Raw genomic sequence first — 17,448 nt, 5'->3', positions numbered from 1 at the left:
ACAATTCCCGCACTCATAATAAAAACCAAACCGACACCACCCGAAGGCGGTGTCGGTTTGGTTTTTCTCACATCATGTCGCCGATCACGTAGGGGAGTTCCACGGTGAAGCAGACGCCGCCGTCGTATCGGTTTTCCACGTAGATCTTACCGTTGCAGAGGTCGATAATGCGTTTTACGAGAGCGAGGCCGAGGCCGTTTCCTTCGGTCTTGCGGGAGTTATCGCCCTGGTAGAACTTAACGAATATCTTTTCGATGACCTCGGGGGGGATCGAGGGGCCGTCGTCGGTGATCTTAGCGGTTATGTTCTTCTCATTTGCGAAGAGCCGCACGCCGATATTTCCGCCCTCGGGGGTAAACTTGATGGCGTTGTTGATGACGTTCTGCCATATCTGCGCCATAAGTTCCTCGTTTCCGAAGTAGTAGACCGTGTCGAGTTCAAGTTCGAGGTTGATGTTTTTCTTCGTCCATTCGGGTTCGAGCACGAGGAGTATCTTGCGTATCTGCTCGTCGATGGAGAAGCGCTTTTTGTTCGAGATAGTGTTCTGGTTTTCGAGCTTCGATAGGCGCAGGATGTCGCTTGTCAGCTTCGAGAGCCTGCCCGTTTCGTTGATGATTATCTGTGTGTATTCGCGCCTGTCCTCATCGGAGATAGTCTCGTCCTGCAAGAGCTTTGCGAAGCCCTGTATCGAAGCGAGGGGCGTTTTGAACTCGTGGGAAACGTTGCTGATGAAGTCGCCACGCAGGGTCTCGATGCCCGAAAGCTCTTCTGCCATGCGGTTGAAGTTCTTTATCAGCTGGTTGTATTCCTTGTCCTTCGATTCGGGAACGCGGACCTTGAAGTTTCCTCTCGCGACCATAGCCGTCGCGCTGGAGAGGTTCTTGATGGGGCGCAGTATCCTGTGGGTCACGAACATGGTCATCAGCGAACCGAGCACGATGCTGACGAGCATGGTGATGATCGTGACGAATGTCGCTATCCAGTAGATGTTGTCGTAATTGACGGGGACGATCTTGAGGTAGTCGCCGCCTATGACCGTGTAGCCCGTGACAGTCGGGAACAGCCTGCCCTCACGCTCGATGTAGCAGTTATGCTCGGCGGCGTCGATAAGAACGTTGTATCTTTCGCCGCTTTTTTCGGGCAGAGTGGTCACTTCGGCGATATCCACGTTACAGATGGAGATTATCTCGCTGGTGCTGTAGACCTTCTTCTGTTCGAGCAGTTTCATGGACGATACCAGCGAATTCACGCGGTTCTCGGTGTTCTGCGAAACGATAGGCCCCATCACAAACAGGAGTGCTATCACTGCGATGACCGCCGACAGCAGCATCACAAGAAACAGCATCAGCGAGAATTTCAGCGACAGCGAAAAACGCGGTTTGTCGGGGTCTTTTCTCTGAAAAGCCATACGGTTCACACTTTCTTGACAGCCTTGTACCCCAGACCTCTTACGGTCACGATGTCAAAGTTGTCATTTGGTGTATAGCGTTCGCGGATACGCTTGATATGAACGTCCACCGTGCGTTCGTCAACGTCCGATTCGAGACCCCACAGCTCGTCGAGCAGCTGTCTGCGGGTGAAGATCTGGTTGGGGGTGCTGAGCAGCTTGAACAGCAGCATGAACTCCTTGTTCGGGATAGTCTCGGGCGGTTCGGAGCCGTTGGTGACGGTGAGCGAATCGTAGTTGAGCTTGAATGTGCCCACCGACAGCACCTTGTCCGACGCGAGCTTTGCGCGGCGGAGCAGAGCGCCCACGCGGAGTATCATCTCGTCGATGTTGATGGGCTTTACCATATAGTCGTCCGCGCCGACCATGAAGCCGTTCTGCTTGTCCTCGAAGGACTCTTTCGCGGTGACCATGAGCACGGGCATATCGAAGCCTGCGTTCCTGAGCTGGCGGGTGAGTTCGTAGCCGTTCATCTTGGGCATCATGATGTCCGAGATGACGAGGTCCACAGAGTATTTCTCCATTTCGTCGAGAGCCTCGAAGCCGTCGGCGGCGGGGAGAGGGTTGTAGCCGTTCTGTTTGAGAGCCGCGCACATAAGTTTGCGGAGGTTGTTGTCGTCCTCCACTACAAGTACCTGAAACATTTTCTGATTCCTCCTTTTCATTTCTTTGAGATGTTAACAAAACAATAATTTTCCGTTAAAAATAATATTTTTATAATAATGGCCCGATAGTTCATATTCGGTTCATGTAGGCGTGTTATATTTAAGTTGCTGAAGAGGACAGGGAGCAGGGTTCATGCTCAGGAAGATGTACTTCCCCCTCTCGGTGTAACAGCCGATATATTTTCCGCGCAGCTGTTCCCTACAGTTCCTCACTTGAAAAAGAATTCAACTATCCCTTTCATAAAATTCTATAGATGATTAGAGTCCATTGTAGGTTCGCCGACCGCTTTTAAAACGATGGACTTTAATTATGCCCTGAAATACCAATTTGTGTAAACCTTACAAATTCACGGGCAAATTTCTCGCGATATTTTACACTTAAACGTTTTATATGTCATATTCGGTTCATTTAAGCGTGGTATACTATATACATCAAATGAAGAGTACAACTTATCCCTTTCATAAAATTCTATAGATGATTAGAGTCCATTGCAGGTTCGCCGACCGATATAAACGATGGACTTTAATTATGCCCTGAAACGGATGCCCGATAAAGGCCCTTGTGCAAATTCCACAAACGAAGATGTTAAATTTTAATTAAATTCTATCTCTGCGATGCTTATATGTCATATTCGGTTCATTTAAGGATGTTATACTAAGTACAACAAATAAAGAATACAACTTATCCCTTTCATAAAATTCTATAGATAATTAGAGTCCATTGCAGGTTCGCCGACCGATATAAACGATGGACTTTAATTATGCCCTGAAATAGGCTCTTGTGCAGGATGCACAATTTTCAAGAGAAATTTCCTCAAATCTTCTATGCTTAAACGTTTTATATGTCATATTCGGTTCATTTAAGCGTGGTATACTAAGTACATCAAATGAAGAATACAACTTATCCCTTTCATAAAATTCTATAGATAATTAGAGTCCATTGCAGGTTCGCCGACCGATTAAACGATGGGCTTTAATTATGCCCTGAAACGGATGCGGGATAAAGGCAATTGTGCAAATTCCACAAACGCAGATGTGAATTTTTAATTAATTTCTATCTCTGAGATGCTTATATGTCATATTCGGTTCATTTAAGGATGTTATACTAAGTACAACAAATAAAGAATATACCAAATCCCTTTCATAATTCTATAGATGATGAAAGCCCGTTGCAGGTTCGCCGACCGCTTAACAATGGGCTTTTTTCATGCCCTTTTGACCGGCTTTTTAAAACAGCCTCGCCATTCAAAGCGAGGCTGTTGTTTTTTACTGTCGGGTGAGGGATCAGGCCTCGCGGTCTCTTACGACCTCTATCTGCAAGCCTTCCATAACGTCGAACGCCTTAGCCTCAAGATCCTTGTCAGCCGAAGCGGTATAAGCGGTATGTACGGTAACAGGTGTCTCGGGAAGAGCGGTCTTGATGAGGACTGCGTTTGCCATGATGTATACGTTCGAGGTCAGACCTACCAGCTCAACACTCTCGTAGTTCTTGAACTTGATGTAGTCTGCAAGTTCGAGGGAGCCGAAGGTATCCTTGTAGAAGACCTTATCCTTATCGGTGCGCTCCTTAGCGGTGAAGCCGTAGAGTCTGTGGCCCTGAGTATCCTCGATGCAGTGCTCAACGGGGTTCTTCTGACCCTCAAGAGTCGAGAGGTAGTCAGACTGATGAGTATCCATTGTGTAGATGACCTCTCCGCCTTCCTTGCGGTAGTCGCGGATCTTGTGAGCGATCTTTCTGTCGAGCAGCTCTGCGCCCTCAAATCCGAGCGAGCCGTTTACGAAGTCGTTCTGATAGTCAACAATAACAAGCAGTTTCATAGTTAAAATCCTCCGGTTTATGTATACGCCCGGGTTTACGGACGAAAATTATCATAATAGTATTATACCATTATTTTATTCATTTGAAAAGTATGTAAGCGCGGCAAATGCGTTTTTTTACATTTTATTCACATATCCGCGTCAAAGGGTTCGGAATACTCATCGTCGGTGCAGACCACATGGTCGAGTATCCTTCCATACAGGTCTGACGGATTCGACATTATCTTTGAGCGCATATGCTCTGCCTGAGTCTTGTCGGGTGCGAACAGTGTCAGCTCCATCAGCTTTATGCCGTTGTCCTCGATGCAGCACCTGAGTTCGCAGGAACCGCCGCCGAGTTCGGTTATCTCGGTCTGCACGCTCTGTTCGGCTTTCAGCCTTGCGAACAGTCTCATCCCCGAGGAAAGTATGCGGTCGCGCACGCTTTTGTTCACGAGCTTCTTGAAGCTCTCGGCGCCTGCGCGTCCCTTTTCGCTGAGGCGGTAGTATTTCACGCCCTCCGTCTCGACCACGATGATAAGACCGTTATCGAGCATTTCCTTCAGCGCCTCGGTGTACAGGAAGTAATCCACAACGCCGTCCCCCGTGAATATCTCCAGCAGCTGAGCGGGCGTGCAGTCTCTGTCGGCGTGATTCATGAAATAAGCCATCAGAAGTTTGACTTCGTAGACCTCCCGCGGGTTAAGAACGTCGGGATTGATCTTTGGGTAGGCAAACAATTTCCACGACCTCCCTTGTCTGTCTTATCAGAAATTCGGATAACTGAGCATATGGTTGAGCAGTGCGAGGTTCACAGCCGCCTCAACGCAGGGAACAGCTCTCGGAACGACGCAGGGGTCGTGTCTGCCCTTTATCTCGATAGTCTCGTTCGTCTGGCTGCGCATATCTATGGTCTGCTGGGGCTGTGCTATCGAAGGAGTAGGCTTGAACGCAACTCTGAGGGTGATAGGCATACCGTTGGAGATACCGCCCAGGATACCGCCTGCGAAGTTGCTTCTTGTAACAACGTGGCCGCGGTCGTCAACATAGAACTCGTCGTTGTTTTCCGAGCCCAGCATCTTGGTCGCGTTGAAGCCTGCGCCGAACTCCAGACCCTTTACTGCGGGGATACCGAAGATGAGCTGTGCGATGCTGTTCTCAAGGCCGTCGAATATGGGCGAGCCGATGCCTGCGGGAACGTTTATCGCGATGCACTCAACGATGCCGCCCACGCTGTCCATGAACTCCCTCGCCTTTTCGATGTCGCGCTTCATGCGCTTGCCCTTCTCGTCGTTGATGACGGGGAAGTACTTCTCACGCACCGCCACGATGTCCTCGCGGGAGGTGACGATGGGGTCGAAGCTGTCGTCTTTTATCTTATGTATCTCAGCGATGTGAGCGCCCACGTAGATGCCGCGTCTTTCGAGTATCTGACCTGCAACAGCGCCTGCGAAGCAGAGCGGTGCGGTAAGTCTGCCCGAGAAGTGGCCGCCGCCGCGGACGTCATTGAAGCCCTTGTATCTGAGTGCGCCCGTGTAGTCAGCGTGACCTGGACGGACGAGGGTATCGAGCTTCGACTTCACGTAGTCGTTGGAATGCTGGTCGGTGTTCTGGATGAACGCACAGAGCGGAGTGCCTGTAGTCTTGCCGTTCAGAAAGCCCGACATTATCTGCGGAAGATCCTTTTCTCTTCTCTGGGTAGAGGTAGCGTCCTTTTTCGGGGCGCGTCTTGCCATGAACTGCATGAGCTTGTCCATGTCGATGCTCTCTCCGGGGGGAACATTATCCATGACAACGCCGATAGCAGGTCCGTGACTTTCCCCGAATACCGAGAAGCTGATATTGTTGTTCCATGTTGAAGCCATTTGTTTATCCTCCTAACACAGGGGCGAATGACTTCCCCCTGCTTTTTCTTTATACTTTCCTGTCAAAGCAGAGCCCGAAGCTCCGCGATCTTTTTCCTTAATTCGCCTATATAGGCATTCGTATCCTCTTCATTGAAGCCGCCCGAAGAAACTTTTGTGAGTTCGAGGTCGGCAGGCTCAGGCAGAGTGTACGGACTGCCGCTGCATTTGCTGCTGACGGCTTCGGAAAGAGCGAGTATCTCGGCATTGAGCGCGTCCATGGCCGCAAGCACCGAGCGCTTGTCGTATCCGCCGCTCCTTGTTGTCCTGAGCATACCGATGCCCGTTCCCGTGTCCGTAGGAGCGCCCGCGCTTTTACCGTTATCCGACCCGCCGAACAGTTTAGAAAGAAATCCCATGATGCTCTCTCCTTTATCTGTAAAAGCCCGTTTCTTCCGTAAAGAAATCTCTGAGCATATCTATATGCTGCGGCGAATATATCTCGGGCAGTTCGTCCTTCCCGAAGTACCGCAGTTCGGCAGTCTCGATGTGGTCGCAGTAGAGCTCGCCGCCCACAGCGTGTGCCGCAAACAGACAGGTTATAGGCTGACGGTCGGCGGTCCTTGAAAAATAACCCGAGTAAACGCCCACCAGACTATCTATCACGATGTCCAGCCCCGTTTCTTCCTTTGCTTCCCTGACGGCGGTCTGAGCCATCGTCTCGCCGAACTCCATGAGTCCGCCGGGGATGCCCCATTTGCCGCAGTCGCACCGCTTCACGAGAAGTATGCGCCCCTCGCTGTCGGTTATGGCCGCGCCTGCCGCTCCGCGAAATTCTGCCATTTCTCAGACCTCCTCGAAAACGCCTCCGAGACGTTCATACACCTCGAAAAAGTCGGGGTAGGATTTTGACACGCACTGTGCTCCGAGTATGGTTATGGGAGCGCTGCTGCGTGTAGCCGCAACAGCCATCGCCATCGGTATGCGGTGGTCGTTGAAATCGGGCACTGTACCGCCCGTGAGCTCGCCCACGCCCTCGATAACGAGACCGTCCTCAAGCTCCGTGACCTTGCCGCCGCAGGCGTTAAGGCTCTGCGCCATCGCCGAAAGTCTGTCGCACTCCTTGATGCGGAGCCTTGCGGCGTTGGTGATGTGAGAAGTGCCCTCACAGAAGCAGCCGAGCACCGAAAGTATCGGCACAAGGTCGGGGATGTCCGAGCAGTCTATGCTGAAAGCTCTGAGCATACCATTATTATTATACACCATCTCGTCACAGATTTCAACGATTTTTTTATCGCCCTGAAAAGAATTTACATTTACCCCCTGAATATTTACATTTGAACCCAGTGCATTTGCGACTACAAAGAACGCCGCCTGCGAATAGTCGCCCTCGACTTCGCAGCTGCAAGGGGCAAGCGCCGTACCGTTCACGCCGAAACCGTCCTCGTACACGTCGGTCTTGCAGCCGAACTGTTCGAGACAGCCGCGGGTGATGTCCACATACGGCTTGGATTCAAGCTTCGAGGTCAGGATGACCCTGCTCTCCCCCTCGATGAGCGGGAACGCCAGCAGCAGTCCCGTGATGAACTGCGAGGAGATGTCGCCCGCGATCCTGAACTCTCCGCCCGTGAGCTTCCCCTTTACGGTAAAGGGCATGGTGCCGTTGTAGCCGAAGGTTATCCCGTGCTTCGGGAGCTCTTCAAGGTAGGGGGTGATGGGGCGTTCGGGCAGTCTGCCGTGTCCGATGAAGGTGGTCTCCACGCCGAGTGCGCAGGCAACGGGTATCAGAAAACGCAGGGTCGAGCCGCTTTCGCCGCAGTCGAGGGTCGCCTTCTTCGGGGGTTCGGAGATGCCTGTCACGGTGGCTCTGCTGCCTTCAAGGGTGATGTCCGCGCCCAGCTGTCTCATGCAGTCGATGGTGGCGAGGATGTCCTTCGAGGGGTAAACGTTGTCGATGACCGAGCGTCCGTCGGCAAGCGCCGCCGCGATAAGAAGTCTGTGCGCCACGCTCTTTGAAGCGGGCGGCTGAACGTCTCCCGACAGCTTTTTGGGGGTGATCCTGATGTTCATTACATTTCCTCCAGTACAGCGGCAATCTCGTCCTCTGCTATCTCAAGTCCGTACTTTCCGCCCTCGAATTCAACAACGTCGCCTATCTCGCGCTGGAAAACGAATCTCAGCTTTCCGTTGCGCACCTTCTTGTCGGTGTAGAGCTTCCGCACGAGTGCGGCGCGGTCGATGTAGTCGGGGATGATGACGGGCAGACCTGCCGCCTCGCACAGCTTTATGACGCGCTCAACGTTCTCTTCCGAGATGAACCCGTGGCGCAGACCAAGCCTTGCCTGAGCCGCAAGACCTATCGAAACAGCCTCGCCGTGGAGCAGTCTGTAGCCGCTGAGGGTCTCTATCGCTCTGCCCACCGTGTGGCCGAGGTTCAGCACCTCGCGCAGGCTGGCTTCGCGCTCGTCGCGCATCACGATGTCGTACTTGACCGCAACGTTGCGCTCTGCGATGTATTCGCAGGCGGCTGTGTCAAGACTCAGCACCTTGTCCATATTCGCTTCAAGGAACTCAAACAGCTCCCTGTCGCCGAGGCAGCCGTGCTTTATCGTCTCCGCAAGACCGCTCCTGAGCTGTCTGTCGGGGAGGGTTTTCCATGTGTCGATGTCGATATACACCTTTTTCGGCTGGTTGAAAATGCCGATGAGGTTGGTGGCGAGGGGCGTATCGACAGCGGTCTTGCCGCCTACCGAAGCGTCTGCCGCCGCCAGCAGGGTGGTCGCGAAGTTCGCGAAGGGAACACCTCTTCCGAAGGTGCCTGCGGTAAAGCCCGCAAGGTCGGTAACGACTCCGCCGCCGACTGCCAGCACTCCGCAGTCGCGTCTGAATCCTGCCTCGAGCATACTGTCCTCAACGAACTCTTTCATTTCGCGGGTCTTGCTCTCCTCGCCTGCGGGTATGGTGAACAGCTTCGCGTTCAGTCCCGCCTCGCAGAGCGCCTTGCATATCGGCTCCGCGCAGAGCGGCAGGACGTTTGAATCGGTGACTACCGCGATGTTCTTGACGTTTCCCAGCAGACCGTTCTTCACGTCGTTCACGCAGTTCTCCGCAAGGGAGTGGCCTATCTCTATATCATACGAATCGTCCACGACCCGTTTCAGTTCAACATTGAATCTCATTTTACAATCCTTTCGTCTCGGTCAGTCGGTCAGCTTGTTGCTCTCGCCGTGTGCGAGCATCAGCTGATAGGCGTTCTTGTCGGCGGCGCTGCGCAGGAACAGCTTTCCGTGCAGGTTCTTGTTCAGCTTGCCGCTGAGAATGTATACGTGTTCCTTCTTTTCCTCGCTGACGGGCGGTATCACGCAGAGCTCTGCGCCCGAACCCTCGAACATCGGTACCGCGCCCATCATCGTCCTCAGGGACATCTCGGGCAGGGGAGCGGGCTCGCTCATGGTGAACGTTATCTTCAGCTGTTTCGAGAAGAGCCCCGAGTACGAGAACCCGTAGGAGATGTCTATCTTCTTCCTGTTCCCGAACACCGTCCTGAAAACGGGGCGTTCCTCTCCCGAAGTCCTTACAAAGCCCGTGATGTAGTAGTCCTTCTGCTCGATGTTCGGGATGACGATGCCACCCGACTGATAGCTCAGCCTGTTGACCGCGGTCTTTGAGTTGCCCTGCTGACCGACCTCGGTGGGGTAGCCGTCGTGTCTCCAGCAGACGTACATCATTTCCTGTCCCTTGACCCACTCTTCCAGCTCGATGTTAAGGTTCACGCCGTCGGTGCGCATGGAGCGGACGGCGACCTGCTTGAAATTCTCGGCATACACCGCGCCGCCTATAACGGCGTTGCTTCCGCTGACGGTCACGGGGTAGACGTAGAAGCTCTCACCCTCGCGGATGCTGAACTCGAACGTTCCCGTGCCTGTTGGCACTACGCCCAGTCTCTTCATGCCGAAGCCGCCCGTAAGCTGTCCGACCTGTGTGGGCGTGCCGCTCATGATGCTGTTTGACTCCGAGGAGTAGAACTGCACCTGCGGAGCGAACTCTATGCCCTCCTCGATGGTCAGCACGAAGCGACCCTTTGCGCCCTCTTTCTCCTTTGCGGAGATGGTGACGGGCTTGCCCCTGCGCACCGTTTCGCCGCTAATGAAGATGGGCTGTGATATGTAGTTCCTGCCCTCAAGGTCTATCCTGAAAAACAGGTTGTAAAAATACTTCTGACCCAGTGCGAGACCCGTGTCCGCAAAGCCGTTCACGCCGCATCCTCGCAGTTTCACGCCGTCGCCGTAGCGCTTTATCATGGGGTTCTCACTGCGGAAGACTTCAGCGGTCATCTTGCCTGCATCGGCTTTCCAGCTGACCTCTATCATGGTCTCGTCGCAGGCGACCTCGGGGGTGCCTTTGAGGGTCGGGAATATGACCGCGGGCTCAGCCGAGACAGCCGCCTTCGACTTTGCCCTGCCGCGCATCGCGAACACCGAGTAGTAGTACGCCATGCCCTCTTTCACGGTCTTGTCCGAGAAGCCTTTCTCGGTGGTGCGTGTGATGAACTCGCCGTCCTCACTGCTGACGGGTCGGCTGAACGCCTTTCTGCGCACCTCGAACTCGACTGTGCCGTCGGGGTCGGGTGAGCTCCAGCGCAGGTTCACACAGCCCGAATTCAGCTCGGCGCCGATCTCGAAGCTCGTCACCGCGCTCGGCGGGATGTTGCCGAGGGCGTTATCGACTCCGGGGCAGTCGGCGGCTATCTGCTTGATGCTGATGAGCAGGCGGAGTTTCCTGCCCGTGTCCGTCTCACTGCGGCACTGAGCGAACAGCTTGTCCGCTTCGGAGACTGCGGTTCTTATCCTCATTTCGAGGGAAGCGTCGCTGTAGCCGGGGACTGCTTTGCAGATGCGTTCGTACTCCGACTTTGCGGCGTAGAATTCCCTCGAAGCGATGTGTCCGTCCAGCGAACCCACCATTTTTCCCACCAGGTCTTTTTTCTGCCTGAGGGTCTCCCTGACGGGGGCGGCTTCGGGGAAACCGCGCCACTGTTTCTCGACGTCCGCGAGCAGCAGCTCGGCGTAGCCGAAGCTCAGGGTATTGACGAACCCCGACGCTTCCTCGCACATCCTCGACAGCTTGCCGTATATCTTGAAGTCGAAGCCGCAGCAGGTGTCGCCGCTTGCGTAGTTGACCCTCTTGCCGCATTTCGGGCAGGTCATGATGAAGCTGCGTCGGCAGATGGGGCAGCTGTCGGGCAGCTTTCCGCCGGGCTTTTCAAACACGTTGGAGCAGAAGGGGCAGTAAGCGCGGTCGGCTATCGCCGTCATTTCCTTGTGTATCTTCTTTTCCCTGCAAAACTCATCGAGTATCGACTCGGCCTTATCGCGGTCGTCGATGACGGCGGCAAGGTCGCTCACCAGCTTCATCTGAGCCTCGCCGCTGAGTATGCGTTCGTTCTCGTCGGCCTTGGACATCGCCTGCCACAGCCTGTCCAGCACGGATTTGAGTCGGGTGTAGATGAGCTGTTTGTTGTAGTTGACCTGCGAGTGCTTGTCGCCCTCGACGCCGAATTTCTTGACTACGGTGCAGATGGTGTCTATCGCGGATTTTTCGTCGTTCTCTTTCTTGCTCTTCCATGCGGAGAGTATCTCTTCCGCGGCGTTAGCGCAGAGGTTAGGCGGCGTGTCGATGCTGAACACCGTCCGCGTGCTGATGCCCGCGAGTTCGGCGTACTTCCGCAGAAAGTCGTAGATGTCGGTGCAGCGGACTTTCTCGCACTGTTTCATCGCCGCGTTGAACGCGACCTTCGATTCGGGCTCGTAGTCGGCGAGCTTTGCCGAGGCTTTCTTCGCCTTCGGCTGTGCCGACCTGCCCTCGTCCGAACGCACCTCGATGCCCTGCGCGGCGGCTATGCGCCTTACGTAGTCGGCGGTCGCGCAGACGTCCTTGTTGCTTGCGATGGCTTTTATCTCTTTTTCGTAGAGGAAGCCCTTGCCCGAGGAGAGCATGAGGTAGTTGGCAACAGCGTCGTCGGTCTCGGCTTTTGCCTGTTCGTAAATGCTCCTCCATCTCGCAGGGTCGCTGAACGCTTCTTTCACCACGCCGCTCGAGTAGTATGTCGAGACATACGAGCGGATGTCGGTGTTGTTCGACCTGTTCCATTCCTGCTTCATCGCTTCGAGCCTGTTCCCCAGCTCCGCAGGGTCGCTCACGAACGTGTCCACGTTCAGCTTGAGCAGGGTGTAATAATTCTGAGCCACTTTCCTTCACCGCTTTCCCGCAAATTTACATTCATATACTATTATACAACATTATGACTGAAATTGCAAGGATTTTTTTGGCATAAACGGCTACAGAGTGCGGAGATTTCCCGTGGGAAACCTTTCTGAAAAAAGGTTCTCCCCCGGATCCCTTTCCAAAGACTTTTGATACTTTTTGGCAAGGGGTGGTGTTCTTTTGCAGATGGTGTTGGCGGGGGAGTTTGAGATTCTTCTGTTGAGTGGCTTGCACCTTGCAAAAAAAGGGCGGATGCGGCGGTATACTGTGTTATATCGAGGGAAATATATTAAATATATATAATTATACACCAAAAAAACGCTGAATGGAAATAGATTGTTAATCGGACTATCTCAAAAAAATACATACAAATACGAAAGAATATGATAAAATAAATATATGATTATGATATAGCGTCGGCGGAAAGGAGCATCCTTATGTCAGAACTTTTGAAGATAAGAGACGGTGTGACAAAGCTGTTCACGTCGGGGACGGACAGCACCGAGGTCACCCCTGCACAGTATCGGAGCTTCTGCTACCCGAAGACCGTGAAGCTGATGCGGTTCGAGGTGAAGCAGTACCGCGTGAAGGGCTTCGGCGGCTTCATGACCATGTATGCCGACACCGCTTTCGGGATGCAGCTGCTGACCTCGGCGTTCATGCCGTATGAGTGCGCGGATGTTCCGTTCCTGCTCATCGACATCATGACGATGAAGAAAAAGCGTCTCGGGTTCGTCGAGTACTACGACTGCACAGAGGGGAAGCCCGAACAGCCGCTCCTTTCCGCGGTGCATGAGAAGTACTGCGGTCTGCCCGAATACAGCGAGAAGCCTGCGTGGTACATCGGCGAGCGTTCGGATTACTCGCTGATAAAGTCCCTTGACCCGAACGGCGACAGGCGGCTGTCGGCGGAGCTGACGGCAGACAGCGTGAGGGCGTACAAAAAGGCGGCGTTTTCGGCGGAAAAGCACGCGGCGAACCTTGACGGACTGCTGGCTTTCCGCACGCGGATGATAAATGAGGGCAACCCCTCTTCGGCGACGCTGAAAAAAGTTTTCGGTGAAAAGGGCGCGGAGGAATTTTTCGTCAGATGCGTCATGCCCGACGGTGAAAATTGACAAATTTTGTAATTTGCTGTTGACAAAATCGGTAAAATAGTGTAAAATGTTGGTATAGTGTTGATAAATTTTGCAACATCGGACAGGAGGACTTGGGATGGTACTGTACTTTTCGGCTACGGGAAATACGAAATATGCAGCCGAGACTATTGCGGAAAAACTCGGCGACAGATCGCTCGACCTTACGGACAGGATAAAGAGACACGACTATTCGGAGATATACTCCAACAGACCCTTCGTCATCTGCTGTCCCGTATACGTGAGCGAAATGCCGCTGTTCTTTATGGATTACATCAAAAAGGTGAAGCTGGCAGGGAACAGGCGCGTCTACTTCGTGTTCACCTGCGGCGCGAGCGCGGGAATATCGGGCGGACTCGCAAAGTCCATAGTGTGGAAAAAGCACATGATATACATGGGCAGCCGCTTTATCGTCATGCCGAACAACTATATTGCGAGCGATCTTTTCGCAGGCAGCGATGACGGCGACATTCTCTATCGGCTGGAGACCGCAAAGCTCGCCGCGCAGAAGATAGCCCTCGCCGTGAAAAACAGAAAGCAGCTGAAGTCAAGGCACATCTTCCTTGCGGAAAAGGCTGTGACCGTGCCGCTCGTCAAGCTGTGGGTCAGGACTCAGCAGCCCAGTACACCCTTCCACACCTCCGACAAGTGTGTTGGATGCGGCAAATGCGTGAAGGTCTGCCCCCTGAACAACATCACCCTCGTGAACAAGCGCCCCGTGTGGGAGTCCCCCTGCGCACACTGCATGGCGTGCATATGCAGCTGCCCCACCGAGGCGATAGATTACGGCAACATCACACAGAACAAACTGAAATACCACGCGAATAAATTCCTGCCGAAGCAGGAAAAGAAAGAGAGCTGAGCACAGATGTCAGGCTTCAAGTCATTGCGTCCCGTCGATAATTTTTATCAGTCGTCGCTGTTTTTCCCGATGCCCGTCGTACTCGTCAGCACCCTGACCGACGACGGCACCACCACCTGCGGCCCATATTCTCTGCTCGCGCCCTTCTACGTGGCGGGCAAGGAGTACTATGCATTCATGCTGGAATGCCGCAACTCATCGAACACGGCGCAGAATCTCATCAAGCACAAAAAGTGCGTGCTGAACTTCATGTCCGACGACCGAAAGACCTTTAAGGAGTGCGTCCGTCTCGGCTGGCCGGGGGACACCCCTGCCGAGAAGATGAAGGATTTCATATTCCACTTCGAGGACGGCGAGCGGAAGGCTGAGGACAGAAACGGCATTTATCCGCAGGTCATCAGCGAAGCGGTGCAGGCTGTCGAATGTACGTGGGTCGATACCCTCGACGGGGCGGAGAACGACAAGCCCCTGCCCGAGGGCGCCGATCATTACGAGCTGGAGAAATACCACGATTTCAACGGCATCACCACACCCTACGGCGCACATTTCGTGCTGAGGATAGACAAGATACTCATGAAGCCGAAGTACCACGACGCGATAGTCAACGGCGTGACCGCGAAGGATTTTCCGCCGATACCCGTCGATTACGGCTACAGGGACTCGAAGAATTTCTGGTATCACAAACACAGGAGACTGCTCCCCGAGCTTCTGCCCCAGAGACAGACGACGGTGGATTCGGTCAGGTACGCGGCGAAGAGATTGCAGACCGATGTGAAGTTCACCGACGCGGCGCTCGAAAAGCTCGTGAACGTGCCGAGGATATTCCTGCCGACGGTGCTCAAAGGCTGTGTCAAGTGGGCGGATGAGAACGGCGTGAAGCTCATCGACGTTAAGGAAATGGAGATAATAAACGACAAACGCTCAAAGGAAAAGGGCAGATGACCCGTACAGAAAGAGGTAATACACATGAAAGTCGTACTTGCGGGCGCTTTCGGAAATCTCGGCTTCGAGATACTCAAAGCGCTTATAGCCGAGGGTCACGAGGTGGTAGCCGCTGACCTGAAAGAGAAGGAAAACAACGGTCTTGAGGGTCGGTACACCTTCAGGCCGATAAACGCCGTCAAGCCCGAAACGCTCAGGGGCGTATGCGACGGCGCGGATATAGTCATCACCACGATGGGTCTGACGGGCGCTTCCACTACTCTCAACAACTACGATATCGACTACAAGGGCAATATGTATCTCTACAGAGAGGCATACCACGCAGGGGTGAAGAAGTTCAACTACGTTTCGGTCATCGCCTGCACCAAAAAGGGCGCAGAAAAGATACCGATGCTCCACGCAAAGGCGCTCGCCGAGGAAAAGCTCAGAAGAGGCAAGCTCGATCACGTCATCTACCGCCCGACGGGCTACTTCTACGACATCGCAAAGGTGTTCAAGCCCTATATCGACAAGGGCGAGATGAGACTTCTCAAAGGTCATCACGATGTCAGGGCGAACGTTGTGGACTGCCCCGATCTCGCAAAGTTCATCGTAGACCATATGCAGGATAAGAACGTTACCTACGAGGTCGGCGGAAAAGAGACCTACACCTATGAAGAGATGGCGAGGATGTGCTTCAAGGCGGCAGGCAAGCCCTGCGTGATAAAGGATGCCCCCGCATGGCTGTTCGGCGTGCTGGCGGAACTGCCGAAGATAAAGAAGGCAGGCAAGCACGACATCATCCTCTTTTCGAGATGGACGCTCTCCCACGACCTTGTGGGCAGGGATGAAACGGGAGAAAGCTCGTTCGCAGAGTATATAAAGGAGTATTTCGGGAACTGACACGACAGACACAAAAAAATCATTGGGTGTATATATGAACGGAAACAGCGGATTCAGTGTGCCGATGGCACTGTTAGACTTTATTCCTGTCGCACTGTTCTTTTTCGGGTCGCTGAGGATAGGCAAGGATCTCAGCAAAAGGATGAACACGGCAGACAAACTGGTGTATTACTGGGGCTTCCTGTATATCACGGGCGCAGGCACGACAAAGGCTCTGCACAAGCTGATATACGCGGTCAGCGGCAAAAACATCGCATGGATGAAGGGACAGTTTTTCGTGAACCAGTCGCTGGGCTTCCTGCTGATGGGGATCGCTCTGCTGTACTCGCTCAGGCTGACGAGTAAATCGGCGGCCGCCGACGGGCAGGAGTCGGAAGAAAGCGGTAAAGAATACGCCATCATCCCGAACGGCGCACTGGTGTGCATGATCATTGTGGGAATGTGCGCGGTGTACTCATCCCTGTGCAAGTACGCGTCGAAGCTGAAATGCACTAAAGCGATAGTAATGCTCGTGATCTCGTTCTTCCTGTACCTTGGCATGGGCTACCTCTCGTCGAAGGATTTCGACTCGGCAAAAATGAACTGGATAGCACAATGCCTGAACACATCAGCTCAGGCACTGTATTTGCTGGGAGCACTGATGCTCCACGAAGCAGGCCTCGGCAAACTCAAAAACGAATGACCCCAGCCCGGTGCGCAGCCGGGCTTTTTTGTGCGGGTCTTAGCCGGGGGAAACCCGCCTTAGCTAAGGCGCCCCCCATTCCAAAGACTTTTAATTTGTCGTTCGTTTGTTGTGGTTTGGAAGATAGTCCCTTGACATTTCAAGAGATGTCATCTGATGAATACGCTCAATGATGCGTTACGCTCTCATGAACGTCTTTTTGGCAAGGGACAGACTATTGAAGAGCAGAGCGCCGCTCTTCCCGATCAATACTACCTATAGAAGAATTTCCCAAAAGCCAAAAAGCATTAAAAGTTTTAGTGAGGGGGCTTGGGGGAAGACCCTTTTTCAAAAGTGTCTGCTTCTCGCGCACTTTACGAACACCGTAAAACACCTGTTTTACGGCGTTTTCACACGCCGAATTTGATTTCAATGTCCTCACTGTTATGCGAGATGTAAATGACCTCGATCATCTCAGCGGCAACATCATGTTTCTCCTGCACCGTCAGGGTATCCCACATTGCAAGCGGTTCGACCAAAGGCTTTGTGTCGATAGCCTTACGCTTACGAGCTTTTGTCTGCAATTTGCGTTCAAGCTCCGATTTGCGTGAGTGCAGCTCTTTGATCCTCTACTGAATGTAGGCGAACACCACATCATCGGCTTCCGCCATTCTATCCATGAGGGAACGAATCTCGGTACGAAGAAGCAAAGGCATATTTCCTTGAACTTATGATCTCTACGGATGGCGAGGAACATGAACGTGCGGAGTGCGTTTATATTCAGCTCATACATGGCTTGTCGGAGTGTTCTGACGAGGACGAATAATCAACGCAAGGGCTTTGTAGTAATGCAGAGCCTTTTGCTATGCCCTCAGACGAACGGAAATGCCCCTCAGAGCCGTCCGTGATGATTATAGGGAACTTATCCGCTGAAAAGAAAAAGGCTCA

Annotated in this window: 16 protein-coding genes; 5 read left to right on the top strand and 11 right to left on the bottom strand. The window is 53.2% G+C overall.

Features of this window, described 5'->3' with window-relative positions; translation table 11 throughout:
* Nucleotides 1–67: 67 nt before the first annotated feature.
* The 10 genes from BT142_RS04055 to BT142_RS04010 form a co-directional block, all read right to left on the bottom strand.
* Nucleotides 68–1,408, bottom strand: a complete 1,341-nt coding sequence (locus tag BT142_RS04055) for a sensor histidine kinase (RefSeq protein ID WP_084659314.1) — start codon at nt 1,406–1,408, stop codon at nt 68–70.
* Between the two features lie 5 nt (nt 1,409–1,413).
* Complete coding sequence (locus tag BT142_RS04050; protein ID WP_072416925.1) at nt 1,414–2,091, bottom strand: response regulator transcription factor; 678 nt, start codon at nt 2,089–2,091, stop codon at nt 1,414–1,416.
* A gap of 1,305 nt (nt 2,092–3,396) precedes the next feature.
* Entirely contained in the window at nt 3,397–3,930 is a 534-nt protein-coding gene (locus BT142_RS04045; RefSeq protein ID WP_072416924.1) for a cysteine hydrolase family protein, read from the bottom strand.
* Between the two features lie 128 nt (nt 3,931–4,058).
* Nucleotides 4,059–4,649: a DUF4364 family protein gene (locus BT142_RS04040; protein ID WP_072416923.1), complete on the bottom strand. Its 591-nt coding sequence runs from the start codon at nt 4,647–4,649 to the stop codon at nt 4,059–4,061.
* 27 nt (nt 4,650–4,676) lie between these two features.
* Nucleotides 4,677–5,774, bottom strand: coding sequence for a chorismate synthase (gene aroC / locus BT142_RS04035; RefSeq protein ID WP_072416922.1), 1,098 nt, complete (start codon nt 5,772–5,774; stop codon nt 4,677–4,679).
* A 62-nt stretch (nt 5,775–5,836) separates the two neighbouring features.
* On the bottom strand, nt 5,837–6,172 hold the full coding sequence (locus BT142_RS04030) for a hypothetical protein (RefSeq protein WP_072416921.1): 336 nt from the start codon (nt 6,170–6,172) through the stop codon (nt 5,837–5,839).
* Nucleotides 6,173–6,185: 13 nt separating this feature from the next.
* On the bottom strand, nt 6,186–6,596 hold the full coding sequence (locus BT142_RS04025) for an NUDIX domain-containing protein (RefSeq protein WP_072416920.1): 411 nt from the start codon (nt 6,594–6,596) through the stop codon (nt 6,186–6,188).
* Nucleotides 6,597–6,599: 3 nt separating this feature from the next.
* The gene (gene aroA / locus BT142_RS04020) at nt 6,600–7,823 is read right to left on the bottom strand and encodes a 3-phosphoshikimate 1-carboxyvinyltransferase (protein ID WP_072416919.1); all 1,224 of its coding nucleotides are present in this window, start codon (nt 7,821–7,823) and stop codon (nt 6,600–6,602) included.
* Complete coding sequence (aroB, locus tag BT142_RS04015; RefSeq protein ID WP_072416918.1) at nt 7,823–8,932, bottom strand: 3-dehydroquinate synthase; 1,110 nt, start codon at nt 8,930–8,932, stop codon at nt 7,823–7,825. The genes aroA and aroB overlap by 1 nt, the downstream gene beginning before the upstream one ends.
* 21 nt (nt 8,933–8,953) lie before the next feature.
* The gene (locus BT142_RS04010) at nt 8,954–12,001 is read right to left on the bottom strand and encodes an IBR domain-containing protein (RefSeq protein ID WP_072416917.1); all 3,048 of its coding nucleotides are present in this window, start codon (nt 11,999–12,001) and stop codon (nt 8,954–8,956) included.
* A 453-nt stretch (nt 12,002–12,454) separates the two neighbouring features.
* Here BT142_RS04010 and BT142_RS04005 point away from each other — a divergent pair, with 453 nt between their 5' ends.
* The 5 genes from BT142_RS04005 (at nt 12,455) to BT142_RS03985 (ending at nt 16,521) form a co-directional block, all read left to right on the top strand.
* Nucleotides 12,455–13,135 carry a hypothetical protein gene (locus BT142_RS04005; RefSeq protein WP_072416916.1) on the top strand — a complete coding sequence of 227 codons (681 nt, stop codon included), beginning with the start codon at nt 12,455–12,457 and terminating at the stop codon, nt 13,133–13,135.
* Between the two features lie 97 nt (nt 13,136–13,232).
* Nucleotides 13,233–14,015, top strand: a complete 783-nt coding sequence (locus tag BT142_RS04000) for an EFR1 family ferrodoxin (RefSeq protein WP_072416915.1) — start codon at nt 13,233–13,235, stop codon at nt 14,013–14,015.
* Nucleotides 14,016–14,021: 6 nt separating this feature from the next.
* Complete coding sequence (locus BT142_RS03995) at nt 14,022–14,957, top strand: hypothetical protein (RefSeq protein ID WP_072416914.1); 936 nt, start codon at nt 14,022–14,024, stop codon at nt 14,955–14,957.
* 24 nt (nt 14,958–14,981) lie between these two features.
* Nucleotides 14,982–15,839 (top strand): SDR family oxidoreductase, encoded by an 858-nt coding sequence (locus tag BT142_RS03990; RefSeq protein ID WP_072416913.1) that lies wholly within the window; start codon nt 14,982–14,984, stop codon nt 15,837–15,839.
* A 34-nt stretch (nt 15,840–15,873) separates the two neighbouring features.
* Nucleotides 15,874–16,521, top strand: a complete 648-nt coding sequence (locus tag BT142_RS03985; RefSeq protein ID WP_072416912.1) for a hypothetical protein — start codon at nt 15,874–15,876, stop codon at nt 16,519–16,521.
* 389 nt (nt 16,522–16,910) lie between these two features.
* On the opposite strand, the gene BT142_RS18985 is transcribed toward BT142_RS03985, so the two are convergent.
* Nucleotides 16,911–17,084: a hypothetical protein gene (locus tag BT142_RS18985; protein ID WP_175444883.1), complete on the bottom strand. Its 174-nt coding sequence runs from the start codon at nt 17,082–17,084 to the stop codon at nt 16,911–16,913.
* Nucleotides 17,085–17,448: the final 364 nt, after the last annotated feature.

This window comes from Ruminococcus sp. YE71, assembly GCF_900119155.1.
Lineage (GTDB): Bacteria > Bacillota > Clostridia > Oscillospirales > Ruminococcaceae > YE71.
Note: the sequence above shows the minus strand (reverse complement) of the source record. Positions and strands in the feature narration are given on the sequence as shown.